At 67.7% G+C, this 26,963-nt stretch carries 23 protein-coding genes; 10 read left to right on the top strand and 13 right to left on the bottom strand.

Annotated elements, in window-relative coordinates; translation table 11 throughout:
• Positions 1 to 28: 28 nt before the first annotated feature.
• Positions 29 to 931 carry a DMT family transporter gene (locus tag IB269_RS00675; protein ID WP_192366205.1) on the top strand — a complete coding sequence of 301 codons (903 nt, stop codon included), beginning with the start codon at positions 29 to 31 and terminating at the stop codon, positions 929 to 931.
• Here the strand turns inward: IB269_RS00675 and IB269_RS00670 are convergent.
• The 9 genes from IB269_RS00670 to IB269_RS00630 form a co-directional block, all read right to left on the bottom strand.
• On the bottom strand, positions 906 to 3,656 hold the full coding sequence (locus tag IB269_RS00670; RefSeq protein ID WP_192366204.1) for an EAL domain-containing protein: 2,751 nt from the start codon (positions 3,654 to 3,656) through the stop codon (positions 906 to 908). The genes IB269_RS00675 and IB269_RS00670 overlap by 26 nt on opposite strands.
• A gap of 186 nt (positions 3,657 to 3,842) precedes the next feature.
• A complete protein-coding gene (locus IB269_RS00665; protein ID WP_013800893.1) occupies positions 3,843 to 4,640 on the bottom strand; it encodes an SDR family oxidoreductase in 798 nt (265 codons plus the stop codon).
• 157 nt (positions 4,641 to 4,797) lie between these two features.
• Complete coding sequence (locus tag IB269_RS00660; RefSeq protein WP_097201498.1) at positions 4,798 to 6,114, bottom strand: DUF3422 family protein; 1,317 nt, start codon at positions 6,112 to 6,114, stop codon at positions 4,798 to 4,800.
• Between the two features lie 153 nt (positions 6,115 to 6,267).
• Entirely contained in the window at positions 6,268 to 7,779 is a 1,512-nt protein-coding gene (locus IB269_RS00655) for a tripartite tricarboxylate transporter permease (protein WP_012207191.1), read from the bottom strand.
• 15 nt (positions 7,780 to 7,794) lie between these two features.
• Positions 7,795 to 8,283 carry a tripartite tricarboxylate transporter TctB family protein gene (locus IB269_RS00650; protein ID WP_013800891.1) on the bottom strand — a complete coding sequence of 163 codons (489 nt, stop codon included), beginning with the start codon at positions 8,281 to 8,283 and terminating at the stop codon, positions 7,795 to 7,797.
• Positions 8,284 to 8,490: 207 nt separating this feature from the next.
• Positions 8,491 to 10,293 carry a GspE/PulE family protein gene (locus tag IB269_RS00645; protein ID WP_065345789.1) on the bottom strand — a complete coding sequence of 601 codons (1,803 nt, stop codon included), beginning with the start codon at positions 10,291 to 10,293 and terminating at the stop codon, positions 8,491 to 8,493.
• 84 nt (positions 10,294 to 10,377) lie between these two features.
• On the bottom strand, positions 10,378 to 11,187 hold the full coding sequence (locus tag IB269_RS00640) for a spermidine synthase (protein WP_099750557.1): 810 nt from the start codon (positions 11,185 to 11,187) through the stop codon (positions 10,378 to 10,380).
• Between the two features lie 19 nt (positions 11,188 to 11,206).
• Positions 11,207 to 11,752 (bottom strand): DNA-deoxyinosine glycosylase, encoded by a 546-nt coding sequence (locus IB269_RS00635; protein WP_192366202.1) that lies wholly within the window; start codon positions 11,750 to 11,752, stop codon positions 11,207 to 11,209.
• A 75-nt stretch (positions 11,753 to 11,827) separates the two neighbouring features.
• Entirely contained in the window at positions 11,828 to 12,649 is an 822-nt protein-coding gene (locus IB269_RS00630; RefSeq protein WP_192366200.1) for a TatD family hydrolase, read from the bottom strand.
• 214 nt (positions 12,650 to 12,863) lie between these two features.
• On the opposite strand from IB269_RS00630, the gene IB269_RS00625 reads away from it, so the two are divergent.
• Positions 12,864 to 14,330: a methyl-accepting chemotaxis protein gene (locus IB269_RS00625; protein ID WP_192366197.1), complete on the top strand. Its 1,467-nt coding sequence runs from the start codon at positions 12,864 to 12,866 to the stop codon at positions 14,328 to 14,330.
• Positions 14,331 to 14,351: 21 nt separating this feature from the next.
• Here IB269_RS00625 and lolD read toward each other — a convergent pair whose 3' ends face one another.
• From lolD to IB269_RS00610, 3 genes are all read right to left on the bottom strand, one after another.
• Positions 14,352 to 15,068, bottom strand: a complete 717-nt coding sequence (lolD, locus tag IB269_RS00620; RefSeq protein ID WP_013800885.1) for a lipoprotein-releasing ABC transporter ATP-binding protein LolD — start codon at positions 15,066 to 15,068, stop codon at positions 14,352 to 14,354.
• On the bottom strand, positions 15,061 to 16,314 hold the full coding sequence (locus IB269_RS00615) for a lipoprotein-releasing ABC transporter permease subunit (RefSeq protein ID WP_063328596.1): 1,254 nt from the start codon (positions 16,312 to 16,314) through the stop codon (positions 15,061 to 15,063). Before IB269_RS00615 ends, lolD begins: the two co-directional genes overlap by 8 nt.
• Positions 16,315 to 16,375: 61 nt before the next feature.
• Positions 16,376 to 16,846, bottom strand: a complete 471-nt coding sequence (locus IB269_RS00610; protein WP_034396824.1) for a MarR family winged helix-turn-helix transcriptional regulator — start codon at positions 16,844 to 16,846, stop codon at positions 16,376 to 16,378.
• A gap of 179 nt (positions 16,847 to 17,025) precedes the next feature.
• On the opposite strand from IB269_RS00610, the gene IB269_RS00605 reads away from it, so the two are divergent.
• The 7 genes from IB269_RS00605 to IB269_RS00575 all read left to right on the top strand — a co-directional run bounded on the left by IB269_RS00605 (position 17,026) and on the right by IB269_RS00575 (position 24,025).
• A complete protein-coding gene (locus IB269_RS00605; protein WP_192366196.1) occupies positions 17,026 to 18,048 on the top strand; it encodes a tripartite tricarboxylate transporter substrate binding protein in 1,023 nt (340 codons plus the stop codon).
• A gap of 44 nt (positions 18,049 to 18,092) precedes the next feature.
• Positions 18,093 to 19,418 (top strand): sulfatase, encoded by a 1,326-nt coding sequence (locus tag IB269_RS00600; RefSeq protein WP_192366194.1) that lies wholly within the window; start codon positions 18,093 to 18,095, stop codon positions 19,416 to 19,418.
• A 66-nt stretch (positions 19,419 to 19,484) separates the two neighbouring features.
• A complete protein-coding gene (locus IB269_RS00595; protein ID WP_192366193.1) occupies positions 19,485 to 20,483 on the top strand; it encodes a phosphoglycerate mutase in 999 nt (332 codons plus the stop codon).
• A 10-nt stretch (positions 20,484 to 20,493) separates the two neighbouring features.
• Complete coding sequence (gene recJ, locus IB269_RS00590) at positions 20,494 to 22,212, top strand: single-stranded-DNA-specific exonuclease RecJ (protein ID WP_097201493.1); 1,719 nt, start codon at positions 20,494 to 20,496, stop codon at positions 22,210 to 22,212.
• A gap of 97 nt (positions 22,213 to 22,309) precedes the next feature.
• Positions 22,310 to 22,990, top strand: a complete 681-nt coding sequence (locus tag IB269_RS00585; protein ID WP_192366189.1) for a CsgG/HfaB family protein — start codon at positions 22,310 to 22,312, stop codon at positions 22,988 to 22,990.
• Positions 22,987 to 23,361 (top strand): DUF4810 domain-containing protein, encoded by a 375-nt coding sequence (locus tag IB269_RS00580; protein WP_012207206.1) that lies wholly within the window; start codon positions 22,987 to 22,989, stop codon positions 23,359 to 23,361. The genes IB269_RS00585 and IB269_RS00580 overlap by 4 nt, the downstream gene beginning before the upstream one ends.
• 1 nt (position 23,362) lies before the next feature.
• A complete protein-coding gene (locus IB269_RS00575; protein WP_013800877.1) occupies positions 23,363 to 24,025 on the top strand; it encodes a DUF799 domain-containing protein in 663 nt (220 codons plus the stop codon).
• A gap of 58 nt (positions 24,026 to 24,083) precedes the next feature.
• On the opposite strand, the gene IB269_RS00570 is transcribed toward IB269_RS00575, so the two are convergent.
• Positions 24,084 to 25,871 carry a methyl-accepting chemotaxis protein gene (locus IB269_RS00570; protein ID WP_192366187.1) on the bottom strand — a complete coding sequence of 596 codons (1,788 nt, stop codon included), beginning with the start codon at positions 25,869 to 25,871 and terminating at the stop codon, positions 24,084 to 24,086.
• Between the two features lie 212 nt (positions 25,872 to 26,083).
• Here IB269_RS00570 and IB269_RS00565 point away from each other — a divergent pair, with 212 nt between their 5' ends.
• Positions 26,084 to 26,947, top strand: a complete 864-nt coding sequence (locus IB269_RS00565; protein WP_013800875.1) for a 3',5'-nucleoside bisphosphate phosphatase — start codon at positions 26,084 to 26,086, stop codon at positions 26,945 to 26,947.
• Positions 26,948 to 26,963: the final 16 nt, after the last annotated feature.

Here is a 26,963-nt window from a genome sequence, read left to right as displayed (position 1 = left end):
TGGCGAGCCCGAAAGCCGGATGATCCCGATGAGCCAGCCGCTGAAGCCTTCCACCGCCGCCATCCTGACGCTGCCGCCGCTGCTGTGGGCCGGCAATGCCATCGTGGGCCGCATGGTCCATGACCTGATCTCGCCCTTCGCGCTGAATTTCCTGCGCTGGGCCATTGCCTTCATGCTGCTGCTGCCGCTGGCGGGATGGGTGCTGCGCCGGGACAGCGCCGTCTGGCCGCAGTGGCGCCAGTTCGCGCTGCTGGGATTGCTGGGCATCGGCTGCTACAACGCCCTGCTGTACCTGGCGCTGAAAACATCGACGCCGCTGAATGCCACCCTGGTCGGCTCCAGCATGCCGGTGTGGATGCTGGCCGTGGGCCGCATCTGCTGGGGCATTTCCGTGAGCCGCCGCCAGTTGCTGGGGGCTGCGCTGTCGGTGCTGGGCGTGGCCGTGGTGCTGTCGCGCGGCGATCCGCAGGTGCTGCGACAGCTGCAGCTGGTGCCGGGCGACCTGTTCATGGTGCTGGCCACGATCCTGTGGGCCTTCTATACGTGGCTGCTGTCCAGGACCAGCGTGTCAGGACAGCTGCGCGCGGACTGGTCGGGCTTTCTGCTGGCACAGATGGTCTTCGGCTTGATGTGGTCCGGCCTGTTCACGGGACTGGAGGCTGCATCGGGACGGTTTCACCTTCAGGCAGGGTGGCCGCTGCTGGGCGCCCTGCTGTTCATCGCCGTCGGGCCGGCCATCCTGGCCTATCGCTTCTGGGGCCTGGGCGTGCAGCGCAGCAGCCCTGCGGTGGCGGGCTTCTTCGGCAATCTGATGCCCCTGTTCACCGCCCTGCTGTCCATTCCGCTGCTGGGCCAGACGCCGCAGCTGTACCACGGTCTGGCCTTCGCGCTCATCGTGGGCGGCATCATGGTGTCTTCGCGCCGGGCATAGCCTTGGGCAGGCCATGCGCCACGGTGCGCACGGGCACCTTGGCCAGCAGTTGCTCGAACGCGCGTATGGGCACGGGCGGGCTGAACAGGTAGCCCTGGAAATACTCGCAGCCGTAGTGCGCGAGCAGGGCGCGCTGCTCCAGGGTCTCCACGCCTTCGGCGATCACATCCAGGTTCAGGTTGCGCGCCATGCCGATGATGGTCTGCACGATCACGTCATCGGTATGGCGCAAGCCCAGGTGGCGCACGAAGGACTGGTCGATCTTGAGCTGGTTCAGCGGCAACTGGGTGAGATAGGTCAGCGAGGAGTGACCAGTGCCGAAGTCGTCCATGGAAAAGCACACGCCATGGCTGCGCAGCTGCTTCATCTTGTCGATGGACTCCTGCACGTTCTCGATCACCAGCGACTCGGTCAGCTCCAGCTTGAGCAGATGGGGCGCAATGCCGGCATTGCGCACCTGCTCGATGACCTGGGAGGCGAAGTCCTGGTGCCGGAACTGGCGGGCACTGACATTCACGGCCACCTGCAGATGGCGCAGCCGCGCATCCTTTTGCCAGATCGCCAGTTGCTCGCAGGCCGTGCGGATCACCCACATGCCCAGCGGCACGATGATCTCGCTTTCCTCGGCCACGGCAATGAACATGCCGGGCGGCACCAGGCCGCGTTCGGGGTGGCGCCAGCGCAGCAGGGCTTCGGCGCCTATGACCTCGCCGGCCAGCGTGAACTGGGGCTGGTAGTGCAGCTCGAACTGGGATTGCGCCAGGGCCTGGCGCAGGTCGCCTTCCATGCGCACGCGCTGGTGGATTTCCACCTGCATCTGCGGATCGAAGAAGCACAGGCCGCTGCCGTTGCGCGCCTTGATCTGGTACATGGCGATATCGGCCTGCTTGAGCAGCTCGGCCGCCGACTGCGGCTGGCGGCCGAACAGCGTGGCGCCAATGCTGCAGGCGCTGCGGTGCAGGTGGGCGCCCAGCACATAGGACTGGTTGAGCCGCGCCAGGATCTTCTCGCCGATGCGCTGGGCCAGCGTGGCCGCCTCGGCAGGCTCGTGCGACAGCTCGCAGAGCATGACCACGAACTCATCCCCCCCAAGGCGCGCCACCGTGTCCGAAGATCGCACGGCGCTGCGCAGGCGGTGCGCCACCTGCTGCAGCAGCTGGTCGCCCACTTCGTGGCCCAGCGTGTCGTTGAGCATCTTGAACTGGTCCAGGTCCAGGAACAGCAGCGCCCCGGTCCAGCCTTCGCGTGCGGCCAGCACTGTGGCCTGGGCCAGGCGGTCCAGCAGCAGGCGGCGATTGGGCAGGCTGGTCAGCGGATCGTAGAAGGCCAGGCTCTCGATCTCGGCCGTGGCCAGCCGGATATCGGTGACATCGTTGTAGGTGATGACCACGCCGTCCTCGGCGGCCAGCCGTGCCGTCATCTGGACAAAGCGGCCGCTGGGCAGTTGCTGCTCAAAGGGCACGCCAGGCCGCAGCACCAGTTGGCGGTGCAGGTCCTTGGCCTCGTCGGCCTGCGCCGGCGCCGCCGCCAGACCCACGGCGCTGGGGCAGGAATCGAGCAGCGATTGCAGGGGCCGCCCAGGCTCCAGCTGGTCCGCGTGCCAGGGGAACATTTCCTCGTAGCAGCGGTTCCAGCGCAGCACGCGCTGCTGCGAATCCAGCAGCAGAAAGCCGCTGACCATGCTGTCCAGCGCCTGGTCCAGCCACTGCTCGGACCGCTGGGCCTGGCGCCGCGCGGCATGCAGGCGGTCCATGTAGCGGTGCACAGTCCAGCCCAGCACGGCCAGCAGCACGCCGAAGATCATCACGGCCAGCACCATCAGCCAGGCAGCCACGCGCCAGCTGGCCAGCACGGAGGACATGGGCAGGCTGGCCGTGACCCACAGATGTCCCTTGGGCAGCGGATGCGCAGCCACCAGGGCGGGCACGCGGCTCAGGCGTGCGGCCATGTGCATGACGCCGCTGGACGGCAGCTGCGACGTCGTCGGCAGCAGCCGCACAGCGGCGACATCGCCATACTGGGGCATGGACAGCAGCAGCTCGCCGCTGCCCTGCTCCAGCGTGACCTCCAGGCCGTCCAGCACACCACCCTGGGCCAGCACGGCGCCCAGCGCCGCAGCCGGCACCTGCATCAGCACATAGCCGCCCTGCTCCGCCCGGCTCAGGGGCCGCACAAGGTACAGGATGCGCTCGCCACCCGGCACCTGCGGCGCAACGGAGGGTGGACTTGCCAGCAATTCGGAGCGGCTTTGGCCCGCCAGGCGCTCCCAGGCCTGCGCAGGCAGGTCGATGAACGGGCCATCGCCCGAAGCGGCCAGTTCCCGGCCCTGGATATCGTGCACCGAGGCGCGCTGCGCCAGCGTGTTCTGCCGCACCATGGTGTGCAGCATTTCCTGCAGTTGCGGCTGCGATGCTGATGCGGGGTTGCGCGAACCCAGCAGTTCGTCCACGCCCAGCGCCAGGGCATCCAGGGATTCCAGGCTGCGGCTGATGGCCGCCTCGGTGCCCAGCACAAAGCGCACCAGGCGCAGCGAAGCCTCTTCCTGCGCCGTGGTCCGCATGCCGCTGAGCAGCCAGACCATGGCGGCCGCCAGGGCCACCGTCAGCAGCACCAGCATCAGCGCCAGGGTATGGCGCATGCCCGCAGGGCTTGCGGCCGCTGCCGGGCCGGGCGCGCGGACGGGGTCGGCCGCTGCCCAGTCCGTCTGATGGGGCTGGCCCGTCATCTCCGGGCTCCCTGCATGGCGTTTGGAATGGGCAGGCTGCGGCAAGGCCGCTGGCCACGATGCAGGAACGGGACTTTCAAGGCCGCCCCTGCCCATGGACCGCTCGGCACTGCGCAGCCATGCAAGGGACCATTTCCCGGGCCTTGCCGGCCCTGGACCCGTTCATGGAGGCAGTGCACCGGCGCATCAGAAGGTTCCTGCGTACAGGCCGCCGTCGGGCAGGATGTTCTGACCCGTCATGTAGCCTGCGTGCGCGCTGCACAGGAAGGCGCAGATGGCGCCGAATTCATCGGGCGTGCCGAAGCGGCGGGCCGGCACCTGGGATTGCTGCACCAGTCGCACATCGTCCAGGCTCTTGCCGCTCTTGTTGGCGGCGGCCGTGAAGGTGGTGCGCAGGCGATCGGTGTCGAACTTGCCGGGCAGCAGGTTGTTGATGGTCACGCCCTTGGCCGCGATGCCGCTGCGCGCCAGGCCCGCCACAAAGCCCGTGAGGCCGCTGCGCGCGCCATTGGACAGGCCCAGGATGTCGATGGGCGCCTTCACGGCGCTGGAGGTGATGTTGACGATGCGGCCGAATCCGCGCGCCGCCATGCCGTCCACCGTGGCCTTGATCAGCTCGATGGGCGTGAGCATGTTGGCATCCACGGCCTTGAGCCAGGCCGCGCGGTCCCAGTCGCGGAAATCACCGGGCGGCGGGCCGCCGGCATTGGTGACGACGATGTCGAAATCCACGCCCGGGCCGCCGGCCGCCGACAGCACGGCGGCGCGGCCTTCCTCGGTGGTGATGTCGGCCGCCACGGCCAGCACCTTCACCTGCGGCGCCAGGGCGGCGAGGCTGGCCGCAGCCTCCTGCAGGGCCTCGGGATTGCGCGCATTGATCACCAGGTTCACGCCCTCTTGCGCCAGCGCCTTGGCACAGCCAAAGCCCAGGCCCTTGCTGGCGCCACATACCAGGGCCCACTTGCCCGCGATTCCCAGATCCATGTCTCACTCCTGAACAAAAAAAGCCTTGCTCGATCCTTGCAGAACGGCAGCGCACATTGTGCGCGAGGCTTCGATGCTTTCACGCCAAACGTGTGAAAACGCGAAAACGCCGGTGCAGGGGAACACAGGCGCATGGACGGGGCTGCGGGAGCTCCCTTCAGTGCGTGCCGGACCCGTGCTGGCCACGGAACAATCTGTGGTGCAGCCTGCGCAGCGACCACCATACGCCCAGTGCCACCACGGGAATGGCGACGGCGGCCGTGCTCTCCGGCGACCAGGGCCAGCCCAGCGTCTTGGCGCCCTTGGCCAGGTAGCTGATCAGGCCCGTGAAGTAGTAGGTGATGGCGGCCACGGACAGGCCTTCCACCGTGGACTGCAACTTCAACTGCATGTCCTGGCGCTGGTTCATGGCGCCCAGCAACTGCTGGCTGCTTTGCTGCTGCTCGATCTCCACCCGCGTGCGCAGCAGGCTGCTGACGCGCGAGACGCGCTCGGACAGCGCGTTCTGCCGCCGCGCTGCCCATTCGCAGGTGCTGCGCGCCGGCGTCAGGCGCCGGTCCATGAACTCGCGGATGGTCTGTATGCCGTCGATGCGCGATTCCTGGATGTCCTGAATGCGCTTGTCCACCAGTTCGAAATAGGCCGCGCTGGCGGAAAAGCGCGAATGCGTGGTGGCGTATTCGCTCTCCACCTGCCCGGCCAGGCGTGTCAGCCGGTCCAGCAGTGCCGGCTCGGCATCGCGGTCGGCAAGACGGATGGAATGGGCCAGGGCCGCCAGATCCCGCTCGGCCGTGGCCAGTACGGCAGCTGCCTGGCGGGCTGCCGGCAGGCCCAGCAGGGCCGCCATGCGGTAGGTCTCGATCTCCAGCAGCCGCTGCACCAGCCGCCCCAGACGGCGTGGCGACAATGACTCGCCGGCCAGCAGCAGCATGCGCGAGAAGCCATCGGCATGGATGGCGAAGTCGGTGTAGACCTTGCCCGCATCGCCGGCCACGCGCGCACCCACCAGCGTGTCTTCCTGCAGCAGGTGGCGCACCAGATGCGGCTCATTGATTGCCTGCTCCTGCAAGGCCCACAGGTGCAGGCCGCTCAGGCACTGGCCGGGCAAGGCAGCCAGCCAGTCGCGCGGCACGTAGTCGATGGCGGCCTCGGGCTCGCGCACATCGTCCATGCCGGCCTGCGACATGGGCTTGCTGAAGGTCCAGCAGACGAACTCCGTGTGCAGTTCCCAGCGCAGGTGAAAGGCGCCCAGGTCGATCAACACATGGGTGGTCGCCGCATCGGGCGGCGGCAGGTGGTGGTTGCGCAGCAGGGTGGCCACATGGGCGCGGCTGGCCTCGCGCTGGGCCGCATCGGTGAGCATCACCACGTGGGTGATGGCCAGCGGCGCCTGCATCTCCTCGGCGGGGCGGGCGTGGATCTCGTTGTGCAGCAGCACGCGCTGCGGGTGCTGGGATGACAGTAGTGGGGACATCGTGACCTCGAAAGACTGCGCGCTATTGTGCAGTCACGGGCGCGTCGGCTCCCAGGCATCCGGGATCAACAGCTTTCCACCGGGATCGCTTGTTGACCAAAAAAAAACGGCCCCGAAGGGCCGTCAAGCAACATGGTTGCAACGCTGAGGCGATCAATCCTCTACGAATGCTTCTTCGCGCTTGTTCTTCACTGCAGGCATCAGCACCACCACCAGCAGCACCACGGCGGCGAGCAGCAGGCCGGCCGAGATCGGACGGGTCACGAACACGCTCCAGTCGCCACGCGACAGCAGCAGCGCCCGGCGCAGGTTCTCTTCCATCATCGGGCCCAGGATGAAGCCCAGCAGCAAGGGAGCCGGTTCAGTGCCCAGCTTGTGGAACACATAGCCCACGAAGCCGAAGATACCCACCATCCACACGTCCCAGGTGTTGTTGTTGGTACCGTACACGCCGATCGCGCAGAACAGCACGATGGACGGGAACAGCCAGCGGTAAGGCACGGTCAGCAGCTTGATCCAGATGCCGATCAGCGGCAGGTTCAGCACGATCAGCATCAGGTTGCCGATCCACATCGAGGCGATCAGGCCCCAGAACAGCTCGGGGTTGCTGGTCATCACCTGCGGGCCCGGCTGGATGTTGTGGATGGTCATCGCGCCCACCATCAGCGCCATCACGGCGTTGGGCGGAATGCCCAGCGTCAGCAGCGGGATGAAGGAGGTCTGCGAACCGGCGTTGTTGGCCGACTCGGGAGCGCACACGCCGCGGATGTTGCCTTGGCCGAAGGGGACTTCGCCCGGCTTGAGCTTGGTCTTCTTCTCGATCGTGTAGGCAGCAAAGGCCGACAGCATGGCACCGCCACCGGGCAGGATACCCAGGGCAGAACCCAGGGCCGTGCCGCGCAGCATGGCCGGAATCATGTGCTTGAAGTCTTCCTTCGTGGGCATCAGGCCCGTCACCTTGGCGGCGAACACTTCGCGCTCGTCTTCAGGCTTGGACAGGTTGGCAATGATTTCGCCGTAGCCGAACACACCCATGGCAATCACGACGAAGTCGATACCGTCGGTCAGCTCGGGAATGTCGAAGCTGTAGCGGGCAACGCCGGAGTTCACGTCGGTGCCGACCATGCCCAGCAGCAGGCCCAGCACGATCATGGCAATGGCCTTGAGCAGCGAGCCCGAAGCCAGCACCACGGCGCCGATCAGGCCCAGGGTCATCAGCGAGAAGTACTCGGCAGGGCCGAACTTGAAGGCGACTTCCGTCAGCGGAGGCGCGAAGGCGGCCAGGATCACGGTGCCCACGCAACCTGCGAAGAACGAGCCTATGCCTGCGGCAGCGAGAGCGGGTCCCGCTCGCCCCTTTCTTGCCATCTGGTAGCCGTCGATCACGGTCACCACGGACGAGGATTCACCAGGCAGGTTCACCAAAATGGCGGTGGTCGAGCCACCGTACTGCGCACCGTAGTAGATACCGGCCAGCATGATCAGCGCCGCCACCGGAGGCAGGGCGTAGGTTGCTGGCAGCAGCATGGCGATCGTTGCCACGGGGCCGATGCCTGGAAGCACGCCGATGAGCGTACCGAGCAGACAGCCGACGAAGCAGTAGATCAGGTTCTGGAAAGTGAAGGCGACGCCGAAGCCGGTCGCCAGGTTCTGAAAAAGTTCCACGGACGATGCTCCTGCTTAACCGGTGATGAAGCTGGGCCAGACGGGGAACTGAAGATTCAGTGCCCACACGAAGGCCACATAGCTGCCCACAGCAAGGACGGTGGACAGAATTGCCACTTCCTTGAACTTGAAGCTATGACCGCCCAGGCTGGCGATGAACACCAGCGCGTAGATGGCGACGATCAGACCGAACTGGGGAATGCCCAGATTGGGAACGCCGACCAGCAGTACGCCGAACGCGAAGTTCGCAGCCAGGACGAAGAACACTTGCTTCCACGCCCACTTGCCGATCTTGTCACCGCCCGAAGGACCCTTGGTCAGGCCGGTGAAGCAGATGGCCGTGCCCAGAATGGACATCAGCACACCCAGGATCAGCGGGAAATAGCCCGGGCCCATGCGGGCACCGGTGCCGACGGTGTAGTTGGTAGCGCCGATCGCAAAAGCGAGGCCGATAACCAAAAACATCACGCCCGAAAAAAAGTCTTTCTGACTCTTGATTTTCACGAGAATGTCTCCTTACGGAATCACGACCCGGCGATTTTGCGTTCAGAAAAACTGTGTCTGGATGTGGATTCCACCTACAAAGGGCATACCCTCATGTCCTACCCGCATGAATGAAAAAAGGTGCCAGCAGGGGGCACCCGATCCATCCATTTCAAAGGCCTGCGCCAGAGCAGGCACTCACGCTCCAACCCACCAATCGCCTGCCCATCATCCCAGCAAGGGCGTGCTGGCCATGACCTCGTCCAGCGTGGTCACGCCTTCGGCCACGCGCAGGGCACCTGCCAGGCGCAGCGGGCGCATGCCGTCCTGCACGGCCTGGCGGCGCAGCGCATCCATGGAAGGCGAGGTGTGGACCTGCTGCTTGAGCGCCTCGCTCACGGTCAGCAGCTCGTACAGCCCCATGCGCCCGCGAAAGCCCGTCATGCGGCACTCCACGCAGCCCACGGGCTTGTAGGGCTGGTAGCTGCCTGACAGTTTCCAGGGCCGCACGGCCTCGGCCAGCGTGGCGGCCGAGGTCTCCTCGTCGCGCTGCTTGCACTGCGGGCACAGCGTGCGCACCAGGCGCTGGGCCAGCACACCGAGCAGCGTGGCATTGATCAGGTAGGGCGGCACGCCCAGCTCCATCAGCCGGCTCACGGCGCTGGGCGCATCGTTGGTGTGCAGCGTGGAGAACACCAGGTGGCCGGTCAGCGCGGCCTGCACGGCCATTTCGGCGGTGGCCAGGTCGCGGATTTCGCCCACCATGATGATGTCCGGGTCCTGGCGCATCAGCGAGCGCAGTCCCTCGGTGAAGCCGAAGTCCAGCTGCGGCTGCACCTGGGTCTGGTTGAAGCTGGGCTCGATCATTTCGATCGGGTCTTCCACGGTGCTGACATTGACCGCCTCCGTGGCCACGCGCTTGAGCGTGGAGTACAGCGTGGTGGTCTTGCCCGAGCCCGTGGGCCCGGTCACGAGGATGATGCCGTGCGGGCGGCGCACCAGCTCGTTCCAGCGCTGGGCGTCATGGCTGGTGAAGCCCAGTGCATCCAGGTCCTTGACCGTGTTGTCGGGATCGAAGATCCGCATCACCAGCTTCTCGCCAAAGGCCGTGGGCAGCGTGGACAGGCGCATTTCCACCTCGTCACCGCGCGGGTTGCGGGTCTTGATGCGGCCATCCTGCGGGCGGCGCTTTTCCACCACGTCCATGCGCCCCAGCAGCTTCACGCGCGAGACCATGGCATTGAGCACGCCCATGGGCACCTGGTAGACCGGGTGGAGCACGCCGTCGATGCGAAAACGGATCACGCCCTGCTCGCGCCGGGGCTCCATGTGGATGTCGCTGGCGCGCTGGTCGAAGGCGTATTGCCACAGCCAGTCCACCACGCGCACCACGCCCTGGTCGTTGGCGTCGAGCTGCTTGCTGCTGTTGCCCAGCTCCACCAACTGCTCGAAGCTGGCCGCGCTGGCTGCGCCGCCCGCCTTCTCGGCTGCGCGCACCGATTTGGCCAGCGCAAAGAATTCGCCCGTGTAGCGCTTGAGGTCCAGCGGACTGGCCAGCACGCGGCGCACCTTGCGGCGCGCCTGGCGCTCGACCTCGGCCACCCAGTCGTCGATGAAGGGCTCGGCCGTGGCCACCACCACTTCCTGCGGCGATACCTGCACGGGCAGCACCTTGTGGCGCTCGGCATAGCTGGCGCTCATGATTTCGCCGACGCGGCCCGCATCCACGCGCAGCGGGTCGATGCGCAGGTAGGCCATGCCGCTGCGGGTTGCCAGGTACTGGGTCAGCTCCTCGATGTCCAGCGCGCGCCCGTCACCGGCGCGGGCCACGCCCACGTTGGCCAGCCGGACCAGCGGGTGCTGGGTGCTCTCGGCCTGCGAGCAGCGCGCCACGGTGCGCTGGGCCTCTTCGGCCGTGATCACGCCATCGGCCAGCAGCCACTGCACCAGCCTGCGCCAGTCCAGGGGCCCCGAAGGATTGCTTGGAACAACGGCGGGTTTGGGCTGCGTGGTGGAGGTCGGATCGGACATGGCGTTGGGCCGGAAGCTGAACTGCGCCCTATGGTAAGCCTGCCGGCCGCACTGCCCGACCAGCCGCTCTCTACCAGGGCGGCTCTACCAGGGCCGCACGAAGATCTTGGGCCAGCGCGTGGTGGGCAGGTCCCAGCGGGCCTGCACCTGGGCGCTGGCAGCCTGCAGCGCAGCGGGGTCGAGCGCGCGCGGCGTGCGCTGGGCCAGCACCACGGTGTTGCCCTCGCGCGTGGGGCGGAAGGCCCACATGGCCTCTTCGCCAAAGGCTTCGGCCATGCGTGCCAGGCTGCGCTCGTAGCTGGAGGTGCGGCCGAACAGGTTGACCGTCATGATGCCGTCCTCGGTCAGCAGATTGCGGCAGTCGGCATAGAACTCGGCGCTGTCCAGCACGGGCGCGGCCGCATCGTGGTCGTAGAGATCAACGGCCAGCGCATCGACCGTGCCCAGCCACTGGCTCTTGCGGATTTCCTGGGCCGCATCGGCCAGCACCACGCGCAGCGTGTCGCTGTCGGGCGGCAGCTTGAACCAGCTGCGGCACACGGCCAGCACCTGCGGGTTCAGCTCGATGGCCGTGGTGCGCATGCGCAGCTTCTTGTGGCAGAACTTGGTGATGGCGGCCGCGCCCAGGCCCAGCTGCATGGCATGGCGGCCGGCCACGCTGGCGGGCTCCATGAACAGCAGCCAGCCCATCATGCGCTGCACGTATTCGAGCTCGATCTCGAACGGCTCGCGTATGCGCATGGAGCCCTGGATCCAGGGCGTGCCCAGGTGCAGGTGGCGCACATCGCCATCGTCAGAGACGCTGACTTCGGGCAGCTCGATGTCTGCGGCGGTGGTGCCGTTGGAGGAAGAGGATGGGGCTGCCTTGGCGGCGCCGCGGGTCTTGCGTATCACGTCGGGAACAGTCAAAAAATCAGAGCAATTGATGGGCAGCCAGCACCTCGCGCCAGGCCTGGACCTTGCGCTCGAAACTCCAGCTCGCGTTGGCCGGGCTGGTCGATGGCAGCTTCACGGCGGCCAGGCCCAGGGCCTGCGTGCGGCCGGCATGCTTGAAGCTCTCGCCACCGTTGTGCAGGGCCAGCGCCAGCTGCGGACAATGCGTGCGCAGCGCCACGAAATCATTCACCTCGGCCGCGCGGATGGCGCTGTCCAGGCTGCCTTCGCGCTCGCAGCTGGCATACACGTCCCACAGGCCCAGGCCGCGGGCCAGCAGCCATTCGCAGCGGCCCGCATAGTCGTCGCGGCCGGGCTGCGGATGCCCGGGCCACAGGGCCTGGAGCAAGGGCCAGAACTGGTTTTGCGGATGGGCATAGTACTGCTGCAATTGCAGCGATCGCAGGCCCGGAAAGCTGCCCAGCACCAGGGCCCGGGTCCGCGCATCGGCCACCGGCGCCAGGCCCTGCCAGCGCGGGGTGCCGGGGGGCGGCAGGTCGGGAACGGTCAAGGACATGGCCGGCATTGTCGCCCAGCGGTCGCCGGGCTGCTGGCAGCGGGCGGCAAGACCGCTCAGGTTCAGGTTCCGCTCAAGCCTGGTTCAGGCCATGGCGGGCAGGCCTCGCAGCGCGGCACGCGCGTTGCGGCCCGTGGCCTCGGCCAGGGCCTGGGGCGTGATGCCGCGCAACTGCGCAATCACGTCCGCAATGCCTGCCAGCTCGGCCGGCGTGTTGCGGCCCTGGGCCTGGCCCTGGGCACGCTGCCCGGCCGTGGTGTAGAGCCAGTGCGGCGGAATGTCGGGGGCATCGGTTTCCAGCACCAGCGCATCCAGCGGCAGGGCGGCTGCCAGCTCGCGCAGCTTGAGCGCCCGGTCATAGGTCACTGCCCCGCCAAAGCCCAGCTTGAAACCCAGGTCGATGAAGGCCTGGGCCTGCTGCCCGCTGCCGTTGAAGGCATGGGCAATGCCGCCCGCCACAGGCCTCGCGCGCAAGGTCTTGAGCAGCCGGTCGCTGGATTTGCGCACATGCAGGATGACGGGCAGGTCGAACTCGCGCGCCAGCGCGACCTGCTGCTCGTAGAACCAGATTTGCCGCTCCGCATCCAGCCCGGGCACGAAGAAGTCCAGGCCGATCTCGCCCACGGCCACCAGTTGCGCATCGCCGCGCAGCCGCGCCAGCGTCTCGCGCAATGCGGCAATGTCCTGCTCGCGAGCATTGGGCGTGTACAGCGGGTGGATGCCCAGCGCATAGCTGTCGCCATGGCGCCGCGCCAGCGCCACCACCGTGTCCCAGTGCTCGCGCGCCACGGCCGGAATCACCAGATGCGCAACGCCTGTCTCGGCCGCCTGCGCGCGCACGGCGTCGCGGTCGGCGTCGAATTCGGGAGCATCGAGGTGGCAGTGGGTGTCTATCCAGGCGGGCATGGCCGCATCATGCCACCGGCCCGGGCGGCGCCCGTCCAAGGGGCAGACGAGGCCCGGAGCAAGGGCAAACCCTTGGCTTATTGCGAGTCGGCTCCGTTTGACAAAATCAATACACGAATGGCTTGCGCCTCCATAAAAATACATAAAGTAACACTTACACCCCGCATCGGGCTCCCGCATCACCGGCCGGCATGCTTTGGAGAGAGGAATTCCCATGAAGCGCTCAGCATGGAGTCGAATCCTGGACCTCGGTGGCGCACGCCGCAAGGCGGAGCTTGACGGGCAATTGGCCGCCATACACAAGTCCCAGGCGGTGATCGAGTTCGACCTGCAAGGCCATGTGCTGGCCGCCAACCAGAACTTCCTGGACACCATGGGCTATGAGGAGGACGAGGTCATCGGCCAGCACCACCGCATGTTCGTGGACCACCAGATGAGCGAGTCGCCTGAATACACCGCGTTCTGGCAGCGCCTGGGCAGCGGCATCCACGACGCGGGGCGCTACCGCCGCATTGCCAAGGACGGGCGCGATGTCTGGCTGCAGGCAAGCTACAACCCCATCTTCGATCGCCATGGCAGGCCCTTCAAGGTGGTGAAGTACGCCACCGACATCACCGAGCAGCAGCGCCGCAACGCCGACGCCGAAGGCCAGTTGGCCGCCATCTCCAAGGTGCAGGCCATCATCGAGTTCGACCTGCAGGGCAACATCCTGCATGCCAACCGCCTGTTCCTGCAGGCCATGGGCTACACGCTGGACGAGGTCGTCGGGCGGCACCACAGCATGTTCGTCCAGCCCCATGAACGCCACAGCCCAGAATATGCGCAGTTCTGGCGCAAGCTGGCCAGCGGCCAGCACGATGCGGGCCAGTACCTGCGCATCGGCAAGCACGGCCGCCAGGTCTGGATCGAGGCCAGCTACAACCCCATCCTCGATGCCGACGGCCGGCCCTTCAAGGTGGTCAAGTACGCCCGCGATATCACGCGCCGCTTCACGGCCGCGCAGACCCTGGGCGAGGCCATGCAGGGCCTGAGCGAAAGCGCCGAGCACGCAGGCCAGGCCAACGAACTGGCCCGCCAGGCCTGCCTGGTGGCCGAGCAGGGCGGACGCACGGTGCACGAGGTGATGGGCACCATGGAGTCCATCAGCGCCAGCTCGCGCAAGATCAGCGACATCATCGGCGTGATGGACGGCATCGCCTTCCAGACCAATATCCTCGCGCTCAACGCTGCCGTGGAGGCGGCCCGCGCAGGCGAGCAGGGCCGGGGCTTTGCCGTGGTGGCGGGCGAGGTACGGGCACTGGCACAGAACAGCGCCGCCGCCGCCAAGGAAATCAAGCAGCTCATCCACACCTCGGTGGAGCAGGTGGCACTGGGCGCCAATCAGGTGCGCCAGGCCGGCGGCACCATGCAGGAGATCGTGGACTCCTCCCACCAGGTCACGGCCATCATGGGCGATGTGGTGCAGGCGTCCATGGCCCAGTCGGCACGCCTGCGCGAGGTGACGGCCGACCTGACGGCGCAGAGCGCGGCCGTCGCGGATGCATCCAGGGACCAGGCGCAGCGCAAGCCGCTGCCGGCATCCATCGTTCCCGCTGCGCCGCAGATCAAGTCGGCCCCGGCAGCGGCCGTGCTTCCCGCAGGCGCTCAGCGCCTGCCGGGCACCTTGCTGCGCATGGCCTGAGTCCAGACTCAGGCCTGCCGGTCAGGCCAGTTGGCCCTGCACCAGGCGCACCATGCGGTCGCAGCGCGCCGCCAGCTGCTCATCGTGGGTGACCATGACGAAGGCCGTGCCATGGCTGCGCGCCAGCTCCAGCATCAGGCGGAACACGGTGTCGGCCGTGCTGCGGTCCAGGTTGCCGGTGGGCTCGTCGGCCAGCACGCAGGCCGGCTGGGTGACCAGGGCACGGGCAATGGCCACGCGCTGGCGCTCGCCCCCCGACAGTTCGGCCGGACGGTGCAGCATGCGTTCGCCCAGGCCCACGGCCGCCAGCATGCGTGCGGCGCGCTCCATGCACTCGGCCCTGTCGTCGCGGCGTATGCGCAGCGGCATGGCCACGTTGTCCTGGGCGCTGAATTCGGGCAGCAGATGGTGGAACTGGTAGATGAAGCCCAGGTGCCGGTTGCGCAGCGCGCCCTGCTTCTGGGCGCTGAGTTCATGCAGGGGCTCGCCCTTGAGGGTGACGCTGCCGCTGGTGGGGGCGTCCAGCCCGCCCAGCAGGTGCAGCAGCGTGCTCTTGCCCGAGCCCGAGGCGCCGACAATGGCCAGTGTCTCGCCCGCACGCACCTGCAGGTCGACACCTGCCAGCACCTGCACGTTGAGCCGTCCTTCGGCAAAGCGCTTGGTCAGGCCGCGCGCATCCAGGACCACGGCGCCCTGCTGGGACACTTCGAAACCGGGCATCACATTCACTTCATTCATAGCGCAGCGCCTCGGCGGGGTTCACGCGGCTGGCGCGCCAGCTGGGATAGATGGTGGCGACAAAGGCCAGGACCAGGGAGATCACGGCGATGGGCATGATGTCGCTGTACTGCGGATCGCTGGGCATCTTGCTGATCAGGTAGATGTCCTTGGGCAGGAAGTTGGCGTGCAGCAGGCGCTCGATGGCCGGCACGATGACATCGATGTTGAAGGCGATGCCCAGGCCCAGCAGCAGGCCCGCAAAGGTGCCGATGACGCCCACCATGGCGCCCTGCACCATGAAGATGCCCATGATGCTGGACGGCGAGGCGCCCAGCGTGCGCAGGATGGCGATGTCGGCGCGCTTGTCGGTCACCGTCATCACCAGCGTGGACACCAGGTTGAACGCAGCCACGGCGACGATGAGCGTGAGAATGATGAACATCATGCGTTTTTCCAGCTGCACGGCCGCGAACCAGGTGCGGTTCTGCTGGGTCCAGTCGCGGATCAGCAGGCGGTCGGTGATGGTGTGGGCCAGTTCCATGGCCACGCGCGGCGCCTCGTGCAGGTCCTTGAGCTTCAGGCGGATGCCAGTCGGCCCTTCCAGGCGGAACAGGCGCTGCGCGTCCTCGTAATGCATCATCACCAGGGCCGAGTCGTATTCGTAGTGGCCGGAGTCGAAGGTGCCGACCACATGCATCTGCTTGAGGCGCGGCACCACGCCGGCCGGCGTGACCTGGCCGCCCGGGGCGATCAGCGTGACCATGTCGCCCTGGCGCACGCCCAGCGAGCGCGCCAGCTCCACACCCAGCACCACGTTGAATTCGCCGGGCACCAGGCGCTTGAGCACTTCGGCATTGGTGGCGGCCACATCGGTGACCTCGCCCTCGCGCGCCGGATCGATGCCGCGCACCAGGGTGCCCTTCATGTCCTCGCCACGCGCCAGCAGCGCCTGGGCCGCGACGAACGGGGCGGCGCCCAGCACGTCGGGGTTGGCGCGCGCCTCGCGCATGGTGCGCTCCAGATCGGGCAGCGCCGCACCCTGGGGCGCGAAGATCTCGATGTGCGAGACCACGCTGAGCATGCGGTCGCGCACTTCCTTCTGGAAGCCGTTCATCACGCTGAGCACGATGATCAGCGCCGCCACACCGAGGGCGATGCCCAGCATGGAGACGCCGGAGATGAACGAGATGAAGCCGTTGCGGCGCGTGGCACGCCCCGCCCGGGTGTAGCGCCAGCCGACGGCCAGTTCGTAGGGAAATTGCATGGGCATGCATTGTGTCATCGCCCACAGGCCCTGCATGGCGGCAGGCTTTGCCGTCGGCGTGTCAGCGCCGGTGCCGTCCGCGGTCCACACGCGGCAGGGCGTCGTAGCGGCCCTCCGCCTCCAGCGTCAGCGCATGGCGCTGCAGCCTGGCCAGCAAGGTATCGAATTGTGCGAGTTCCTCGTCGCTGAGCACGGACACCAGGTCCAGGTGGATCTGGGCCATGCGCGGCAGGATCAGGCCGTACATGCGCCGCCCCTCGGCGGTCAGCGACACGGCCACGCGGCGGCGGTCGCCGGGCATGGGGCTGCGCTGCACCCAGCCCTTTTCCTCCAGCCCGCTGAGGGCGCGCGAGGTGCGTGCGCGGTCCAGCTGCGCGCGTTCGGCCAGCTCCGACGACAGCAGGCCCTCGTTGGCAGCCACCGTGGCCATCACGCCCCACTCGCGGCGCGTGATGCCGAAATGCGCCTCGCACATGCGCATGGCCACGCCGCCCGCTGCACCGAAGTAGCGGTTGATGCGAAACAGCAGCATCTGCTGGATGGAGGTGGGAGCGGGACGGGTATTCACGGGGAACAGTTGATTAGATCAATTGCTGCGGGGACTTCTACAGTGGCCCCGTCCGGAAAGGAGACAACGGGAGCCACCGTCCGGAGCCGGCCTGGGGATTCTCGCAAAGCCCGGCGCCCCCGCAGCGCAGAAAGTTCGCCACCATGTTTTCCCTGTTCCAAGCCACCCATGCCACCCATGCCTTGCGCAGCCCGCTGCTGCGGGCCGGCCTGGCCCTTCTGCTGGGCCTGGGCTCCGGCGCTGGCGCCCGGGCCGATGCGGCCGCCGATGCCTCGGCCTGGCCCGCCAAACCCGTGCGCATCGTCGTCGCCTTCGCGCCCGCCGGCGCCGCCGACATCCTGGCGCGCAGCCTGGGCGAGGTACTGCAGCGTGAACTCAAACAGCCCTTCGTCGTGGACAACCGGCCCGGCGCGGGCGGCAACATCGGCACCGACAACGCGGCCAAGGCGCCCGGCGACGGCTATACGCTGCTGGTCGGCATCGACACGACCTTCACCGTCAATCCCTTCATCTACAAAAGCATGCCCTTCAAGGGCGCGGACCTGCGTCCCGTGATGATGATTGCCTCGCAGGGAATGATGGTGGCCGTCAACCCGCGCACCGGCCTCAAGACCCTGGACCAGTTCATCGCCCAGGGCAAGAGAAGCGGCCTGACGCTGGGCTCGGCCGGCTACGGCACGCCGGGCCACCTGGCCTCGGCCATCCTGACCCATGCCACGGGCGCCAAGGTCAGCCACGTGCCCTACAAGGGCAACGCCCCGGCCAGCACGGCCGTGCTGGCGGGCGAGGTGGACGGCGGCATCATCAGCTCCTCGGCCATGCTGGGCCAGGTGGCGGCCGGCAAGGTCGTGCCGCTGGCCGTGACCACGCGCCAGCGCAACCCGCTGGTGCCCGGCGTGCCCACCGTGGGCGAGCTGGGTCACAAGGACCTGGAGCAGGAAGTGCTGTTCGCCCTGTGGGTGCCTGCCGCCACGCCCGAGCCCCTGGTCGCAAGAATCCAGTCCGCGCTGGAAAAGGCCATGAAGGATCCGGCCCTGCGCGAGCGCATGCGCGCCAACGACCTGTTCTACGAAGGCCTGACCGGCCCGGCCGCCGCCGAACGCATACAGGCGCTGGCCGACCGCTACCGGACCGTGATCCAGTCCACCGGAATGAAGATGGAATGAGCGCCGCCGCTTCCCGCCCACGACCCTGCACAGAGCGCATTTCCATGTCCCGTCCCAATATCCTCTTCATCGTGGCCGACGACCTCGGCTATGCCGACCTCGGCTGCTACGGCGGCCGCGCGGCCGACTTCGGCCCGGTGTCTCCCGTGCTTGACCGCCTGGCCGCCAGCGGCCTCAGGCTCACCCAGGGCTATGCCAACTCGCCCGTGTGCTCTCCCACGCGCTTTGCCCTGGCCACGGCGCGCTACCAGTACCGCCTGCGCGGTGCGGCCGAGGAGCCCATCAACAGCAAGACACGCGGCACGCCGCTGGGCGAGAAGCTGGGCCTGCCGCCGGACATGCCCACCGTCGCCTCCATGCTCAGGGATGCGGGCTACCGCACGGCGCTGATCGGCAAATGGCACCTGGGCTACCCGCCGCACTTCGGCCCGCTGCGCTCGGGCTACGAGGAATACTTCGGCCCCATGTCGGGCGGCGTGGACTACTTCACCCACCTGAGCAGCTCGGGGCAGCACGACCTGTGGGTGGGCGAGGAGGAACACCATGACGAGGGCTACCTGACCGACCTGCTGTCGCAGCGCAGCGTGGACTTCGTCCACCGCATGGCCCAAGGCGATGCGCCCTTCTTCCTGAGCCTGCACTACACGGCGCCGCACTGGCCCTGGGAAACGCGCGAGGACCGCAGCACGGCCGAGGCGCTGGGCGCAGGCATTGCCCATCTGGACGGCGGCAACATCCACCAGTACCGCCGCATGATCCACCACATGGACGAAGGCATAGGCTGGATCGTCGAGGCGCTGCGCGCCAACGGGCAGCTGGACAACACCCTCATCGTCTTCACCAGCGACAACGGCGGCGAACGCTTCTCCGACAACTGGCCCCTGGTCGGCGGCAAGATGGACCTGACCGAGGGCGGCATACGCGTGCCCTGGATCGCGCACTGGCCGGCCGTCATCGCGCCGGGCCGCAGCAGCCCCCAGCACTGCATGAGCATGGACTGGTCGGCCACGGTGCTGGATGCCGCCGGCGTGCAGGCGCCAGAGGGCCATGCGCTGGACGGCATCTCGCTGCTGCCCGTGCTGCGCGCCGAAGATGCCGAATTCCCGCGCACCCTGCACTGGCGCATGAAGCACCGCGGCCAACGTGCCCTGCGCGATGGCGACTGGAAATACCTGCGCGTGGACGGCATCGACTACCTGTTCGACCTTGCGGCCGATGAGCGCGAGCGCGCCAACCAGGCAGCGCGCGCGCCCGAGCGTCTGGCCGCCATGCGCAGCGCCTGGGAAGACTGGAACCAGGGCATGCCGCCCATCCCCGAGGACGCCACGGTCAGCCTGGTCTCTTCGGCCCGGGACATGCCCCAGCGCTGAACCGCGCTCCAAGGGGAAAAACGAAGGCGTCGGCACTGCGGCACCCCATGCCCGACAATAGCGGCCATGCTTTTGACCGCGCCCCTGGTGTCCTCCACCCAAGCCCCGCTGGAGGAAACGACCGAATGGATCATTCCCTATGCCGGCGGTCCGTCCTCGGATGCAGCGGATGACGCTGCCGTCGCGGCCGTCTGGGGCGGACTGGAGCTGCCCCATCTCCAATCCCTGCTGGCGCTGATGCAGCCCGCGCCCGCACAGACCGGCACGGAGATGGATTTTTCTCCCCCCCACGAAAGCGCCCTGGCTCGCTCGCTGGGCCTGCCCGATGCGCCGGGCCTGATTGCCTGGGCCGCCTGGCAGGCCGGTGAGACGGCGCAGGCCTGCGCCTATGTCACGCCCTGCCACTGGCACATAGGCGCAGACCAGGTCCACCAGAGCGATCCCGCCACCACACCCCTCAGCGATGAGGAATCCCGCCAGCTGCTGGCCCTGCTGGCGCCCTGGTTCGCTGACGACGGCATCGTGCTGGAGTACCAGCAGCCGCAGCGCTGGCTGGCGCGCGGTGCGCTGTTCGATGACCTGGCCACGGCCTCCATGGACCGCGTCATCGGCCGCGACGTGCGGCCCTGGCTGCCCGATGCGCAGCAGGCGCGCGCCCTGCACCGCCTGCAAAGCGAGGTGCAGATGCTGCTCTACACCCATGTCTTCAACGACGCCCGCGCCGCCCGCGGCCAGGTGCCCATCAACGCCTTCTGGGTCCACGGCGCCGGGCGCCTGCAGCCCGGCACGGCCACCGGCGTCAAGGCCGCCGTGCAATGCCTGGACGACCTTCACGCCGCAGCCCTGCAGGGCAACCCCGCTGCGTGGCGCGAGGCCTGGAAGGCGCTGGACGCCGGGCTCATCGCCCGCCTGCTGGAGCGCGTGCGCGCAGGCCACCCGCTCACGCTGACGCTGTGCGGCGAACGCCATGCCATCGCATGGAGCAGCCGCCCGCCGCGCTGGCTGGACAGGCTGACGGGCCTTTTCGGCCCCCGCGCCCTGCCCGACCTGGGCCGCATGCTCTGACACATTGCCCATGAAAATCATCCCCCGCGAGATCCCTGCGCAGCAGGCCTCGGCACTGCGCCAGGCCGGCGTTCACCCGCTGCTGGCCCAGCTCTACGCCGCACGCGGCGTGTGTTCCGCCGACGAACTGGACGACACGCCTGCACGCCTGCTGGCCCCCTCCGGCCTGCTGGGCATGGAGGCCGCCGTGCAGCTGCTGGCCGATGCCATAGAGCGCGGCCTGCGCCTGTGCATCGTGGCCGACTACGACTGCGACGGCGCCACCGCCTGCGCCGTGGGCTGGCGCGGCCTGCGCATGCTGGGCGCGACCGAGGTCAGCTACCTGGTGCCCGACCGCGTGGTGGACGGCTACGGCCTGACGCCGCCCATCGCACGCCGTGTCAAGGAAACCGGCGCCGAGGTGATGGTCACCGTGGACAACGGCATTGCCAGCGTCGAAGGCGTGGCCGAGGCCAAGGCCCTGGGACTGCAGGTGGTCGTCACCGACCACCACCTGCCCGGCAACCACCTGCCGCTGGCCGATGCCATCGTCAACCCCAACCAGCCCGGCTGCAGCTTCGAGAGCAAGTCCATGGCCGGTGTCGGCGTGATGTTCTACGTGCTGCTGGCCCTGCGTGCCGAGCTGCGCGCGCGCGGCCGCTTCGACAAGGCCAGCCAGCCCCGTCTGGAGGCCCTGCTGCCCCTGGTCGCCCTGGGCACGGTGGCCGACGTGGTGCGGCTGGACGCCAACAACCGCCGCCTGGTCGCCCTGGGCCTGAAGCAGATTCGCCGTGGCCAGATGCAGCCGGGCCTGCTGGCCCTGTTCGAAGCCGCTGGCCGCAAGGCCTTTGCGGCCACCACGTTCGACTTCGGCTTTGCCCTGGGCCCGCGCATCAATGCCGCAGGCCGGCTGTCCGACATGACCATCGGCATCGAGTGCCTGACCACGGACGATGCGGGCCGCGCCGCCAACCTGGCGCAGATGCTGGACGCCATCAACCGCGAACGCCGCGAACTGGAAGGCGGCATGCGCGAGCAGGCCCTGCTCATGGCCGAAGGCCTGTGCGAGGACGGCATGACGCCGCCGGCCGCCATCAGCGTGTTCGACCCCGACTTCCACGAGGGCGTGGTCGGCATCGTGGCCTCGCGCATCAAGGACCGCATGCACCGGCCCAGCTTCGTCTTCGCCGCCAGCGGCGCGCCGGGGCACGAGCATGAACTCAAGGGCTCGGGCCGCTCCATTCCCGGCTTTCACCTGCGCGACGCGCTGGACCTCGTATCCAAGCGCCACCCCGGCCTGCTGCTGCGCTTTGGCGGCCACGCCATGGCGGCCGGCTGCACCATTGCCGAGGCCGGTTTCGCGGTGTTCGAAAAGGCCCTGGCCCAGGTGGCACAGGAATGGCTGGACGCAGCCACGCTGACGCGCCGCATAGAGACCGACGGACCGCTGGACCCGGATTTCCGCAAGCCCGAAATGGTCGAGCAGCTCAATCTCGCGGTCTGGGGCCAGGGCTTTGCCCCGCCCACCTTCAGCGAACAGCTGGAAGTGCTGTCACAACGCCTGGTCGGTGAAAAGCACCTGAAACTGCAATTGCGCCATCAGGGCGAAACCGTGGACGGAATCTGGTTCGGCCATACCGACCCGCTGCCGCCATCGGCCTGCATTGCCTTTCGCATGGACATCAATGAATGGCGCGGAGAGCGCAAGGTGCAATTCCTGATCGAGGGAGTGCATTCGGACGCGTCCTAGAGACCCGGGGCGCCATTCACGGTGCCCCTCGGTTAATATCCCCGGTTTTTGCAACAAATTATTGCAAATTCATTCCAAGAAAACCGGGGAAATACTCATGATCTCTCGCCTGTGGCCTTGCACGGCCATTGCCATCACCCTGGCCGCCGGCCTTTCCGGCTGCGCCACCACCGAGCAATCGCGCACGCTTGAAACAGCCAAGCCCGCTTCTGCATCCAGCGCCTATCAAGGCCCGCGCAGCCCCATTTCCGTGGGCAAATTCGACAACCGCTCCAGCTTTCAGCGCGGCATTTTCTCGGACGGCGTCGATCGTCTCGGTGGCCAGGCCAGAACCATCTTGGTAACCCACCTGCAGCAAAGCGGCCGATTCAGCGTGCTGGACCGCGACAACATGTCCGAGACCCGCCAGGAAGCGGGCTTCAACAAGCAGGAGCAAGCGATCAAGGGCGCCACCTACGTCGTGACCGGCGACGTGAGCGAGTTCGGCCGCAAGGTGGTCGGGGATCGCCAGTTCTTCGGCGTGCTCGGCCGTGGCAAGGAGCAGGTGGCCTATGCCAAGGTCAGCCTGAACATCGTCCGGGTGCAGACCTCCGAAGTCGTCTATTCGGTGCAGGGTGCCGGCGAATACAGCCTGTCGAACCGCGAAATCGTGGGATTCGGCAGCACGGCCGGCTATGACTCCACGCTCAACGGCAAGGTACTGGATCTGGCCATCCGCGAAGCCGTGGATAAGCTGGCCGCCGGCATTGACAGCGGCGCATGGAAGCCCGCGCAATGAAGCGCCCCGTCCATTCGGCAACGGCCCTGGCCGCGCTGGCCATCTGCGCCACGTTGGCCGGCTGCGCTGCGCCGCGCCAGCCGCTGTATGCCTGGAATGACTACCAGCCCCAGGTCTACCAATACCTCAAGGATGACGGCAGTACCGGCGCCGAGGACCAATTGCTCAAGCTGGAAGAAGCCCGCCTGAAGGTGCAGGCCGAGGGAAAGGCGCTGCCGCCCGGCTACCGCGCCCATATGGCCATGCTCTATTCCCGAACCGGCAACAACGAAAAGACGGTGGAGCAACTGGCCGAGGAAAAACAGCATTTCCCAGAGTCCGCCACCTTCATGGACACGCTGCTGCAAACCTTCACGGCCCGCAAGAATTGACATGCGCCTGACCGATCACATCAAGACCCTGGCTCTTGCCATGACCGTGGCGCTGACCGGGTGCGCCACCACCGCGCCCTATGACTATTCGGCGCTGCGGGCATCCAAGCCTGCCTCCATCCTGGTCATGCCTGCGCTGAACCAGTCCCCGGAAGTGAATGCACCGGCGGGCGTGCTGTCCCAGATCACGCTGCCGCTGGCCGAGGCCGGCTACTACGTTCTGCCCGTGGCGGTCACCGAGGAAATGTTCCGCCAGAACGGCATCGTCAGCGCCGACGACGCCCAGGAACTGCCCGTGGCCAAGCTCCGTGAAATCTTTGGCGCCGATGCGGCCCTGTACCTGAACATCCGCAATTACGGCACCAGCTATGCGGTGATCAGCAGCGCCTCGGTGGTCACGCTGGAGGCCAGGCTGGTGGACCTGCGCACCGGCACCCAGCTGTGGGATGGCAGTGCCACGGCCTCCAGCGCCGAAGGACAAAGCTCAGGCGGCGGACTGGTCGGCATCCTGGTGACGGCACTGCTCAACCAGATCCTGGACACCATGAACGACCGCAGCGTGCAGATCGCCTCCATCGCCAACCAGCGCCTGCTGTCGCCCATGGCGCAGCGCGGACTGCTGCCAGGCCCGCGCTCGCCCGACTACGGCAAGCCGCGCAACTGACGAAGGCCTGCAGGCCGGCGCTGACTTGCACGCCGGCCTGCATCCCCGCTCCTCCCGCTCAGAAGGTCTCCCAGTCGTCGTCCGCCCCGGTCTTGGCCGCTGTCCTGGCGGGGGCCTTCGCCACGGGCTGCTGGATCTTCTGGGGCGCCGGTGCATTGCGCACGGCCGGCGCTGGACGTGCGGGTGCCGCAGGCGCAGGGCGCACCGCAGCAGTTGCACCGGTTGCACCGATAGATGCCGGCCGGCGTGCCGCTGCGGTGGTCGGCACGTGTGCCCTGGCCGGCGCCAGTGCGCTGCCCTCCTGCCCCAGCTTGAACACTGCCACCACCTCGGACAGGCGCCGCGCCTGGTCCTGCATGGCCAGCGCAGCCGCGCTGGATTCCTCGACCAGGGCCGCGTTCTGCTGGGTCATCTGGTCGAGCTGGGTCACGGCCTGGTTGACCTGGCCGATGCCGTCGCGCTGCTCGGTGGACGAGGCCGTGATCTCGCCGATGAGGTCGCTGACGCGGCGCACGCTGGAGACGATTTCCTCCATGGAACGCCCCGCCTGCTCCACCTGCTTCGAGCCCGACTGCACGTTGTCCACGCTGGTGGTGATCAGCAGCTTGATTTCCTTGGCCGCCTCGGCGCTGCGCTGGGCCAGCGAACGCACCTCGCCCGCCACCACGGCAAAGCCCCGGCCCTGCTCGCCAGCGCGGGCCGCTTCCACGGCGGCGTTCAGCGCCAGGATATTGGTCTGGAAGGCAATGCCGTCGATCACGCCGATGATGTCGGCGATCTTGCGGCTGCTGTCCGTGATCTGCTGCATGCTGGTGACCACCTGGGCCACCACGGCACCGCCCTGCTCGGCCGCCTGCGCGGCCGTGGCCGCCAGCTGGTTGGCCTGGCGCGCCGTGTCGGCCGACTGGGTGACGGTGGCCGTCAGCTCTTCCATGCTGGCCGCCGTCTCCTCCAGGTTGGCCGCTGTCTGCTCGGTGCGCGAGGACAGGTCCTGGTTGCCGCTGGCGATCTGGTTGGAGGCCGTGGACACGGACTCCACGCCAGAGCGCACTTCGCCCACCACGCCGCGCAGCCGCTGCGCCATGCCGTTGAGTGCGCCCAGCAGATGGCCCAGCTCATCGCCCCGGTTGCTTTGCACCGAGCCCGTGAGGTCGCCTGCGGCAATGCCGTCGGCCAGGGCCACGGCCTGGTCCAGCGGCCGCGTGATCGACCGCATGATGGCCACCCCCATGAACAGGCCCAGGGCCACGATGACCGCACTGGCCAGCGCACCGATCCAGTACGCCTGGCGCCGATGGGCCACGCCTTCCTCGCGCGCCAGCTCGCTTTGGCGCTCCAGTTGCTGCACGAAGGCTTCCTGCGCGCTGTTGTAGCGCTCGGCCGCCGGGCGCAGCTGCTTTTCAACGATGTCGAACGTGGTGGCGAAATCGCTGGCCTTGCGCGCCTCCTGGGCCGCCGAGTTGGCCTTGAGCGTCTCGCGGCGCTCGGCCGCCACGGCGTCCAGCGCCTGCTTGGACTGCGTGCCCAGCTGCAGGTCGCCCACCTGCTTTTGCAGCACGTTGATGCGCTCTATGCCCTTGCTCATCAACGCGCGCTGCTGCGCTGCCAGCGTCTCGTCGGGCGACATGGCCGCGACGATGGAGCGCTCCACGCTCATCTGCGTCAGATGCCGCCACTCGCGCGCCAGCGTGGCGCCGCTTTGCGCGGTCATCACATCGGTGTTGATCTTCTCGTTGACCCCGTGCAGATAGACCAGGATGCCGCCGTTGACCACCAGCATGCTCACCAGCAGTCCCAGCACCAGGGCCCACAGCTTCTGGGCGACCGTGATTTGATTCAGATTCATGGAAAAACCGATCTTTTTTATAACAATGCCGGAGCCAGGCCATGGCGCCCCTGCCGCCCATCGCTCCGGAAACCATTCTTGTCCACCCTTGACGGCGCCTGGCTGATCATCGTCATGCATCCGTCACTATTGAGCCCTGTTAACCCGCACTCAGGGAAGTCCCCCAGCCGCACTGCCCGGCTCGGAAAAGCACCGACACCTACAATGGACCGGTGCCCAAGTCCTATCTGAACGCCGATCTGCATAGCCACTCCGTGGTCTCGGATGGAACGCTGACGCCGGAGCAACTGGCCGAACGCGCCGCCTCCCGGGGCGTGCAGTTGTGGGCGCTGACCGACCATGACGAAGTCGGCGGCCAGCACCGCGCCGCCGCCGCCGCGCGCGCCTGCGGCATGGACTACCTGACGGGCGCCGAGATCTCGGTGAGCTTTGCAGGTGCCACCGTGCACATCGTGGGACTGGGCTTTGACGCGGACGACCCCGCCCTGCTTGAAGGGCTGCACGCCACGCGCGACGGGCGAGGCCCACGCGCCCGCGAGATGGCCCGCCAGCTGGAGCTGGCCGGCATCGAAGGCAGCTACGAAGGCGCGCTGCGCTTCGCCGGCAATCCCGGCCTGATCTCACGCACCCATTTCGCACGCTTTCTCGTGGAGTCCGGCCGCTGCCGCGACACGGGCGAGGTGTTCCGTCACTACCTGACCGAAGGCCATCCCGGCTACGTGCCCCACACCTGGGCCCGCCTGGCCGATGCCGTGCGCTGGATCACGCAGGCCGGTGGTGTGGCGGTGATCGCCCATCCGGCCCGCTACGCGCTCACCGCCAACGAGGAATACGCGCTGTTTTCCGAGTTCAAGGCCCATGGCGGCCAGGGCGTAGAGGTCGTCACCGGCAGCCACCGGCCCAGCGAATACACCATCTATGCCGACATGGCGCGCGAATTCGGCCTGGCCGCATCGCGCGGCAGCGACTTCCACAGCCCCGAGGAATCGCACACCGATCTGGGCGACCTGCCCTACCTGCCGGGCCAGCTGACGCCGGTATGGGAACTGCTGAGCGAGCGCATACAGCTGGCCTGAGCTCCTCCCGCCAACA

This window comes from Delftia sp. DLF01 (assembly GCF_014852125.1).
GTDB classification, from domain to species: domain Bacteria; phylum Pseudomonadota; class Gammaproteobacteria; order Burkholderiales; family Burkholderiaceae_C; genus Comamonas; species Comamonas acidovorans.
Note: the sequence above shows the minus strand (reverse complement) of the source record. Positions and strands in the feature narration are given on the sequence as shown.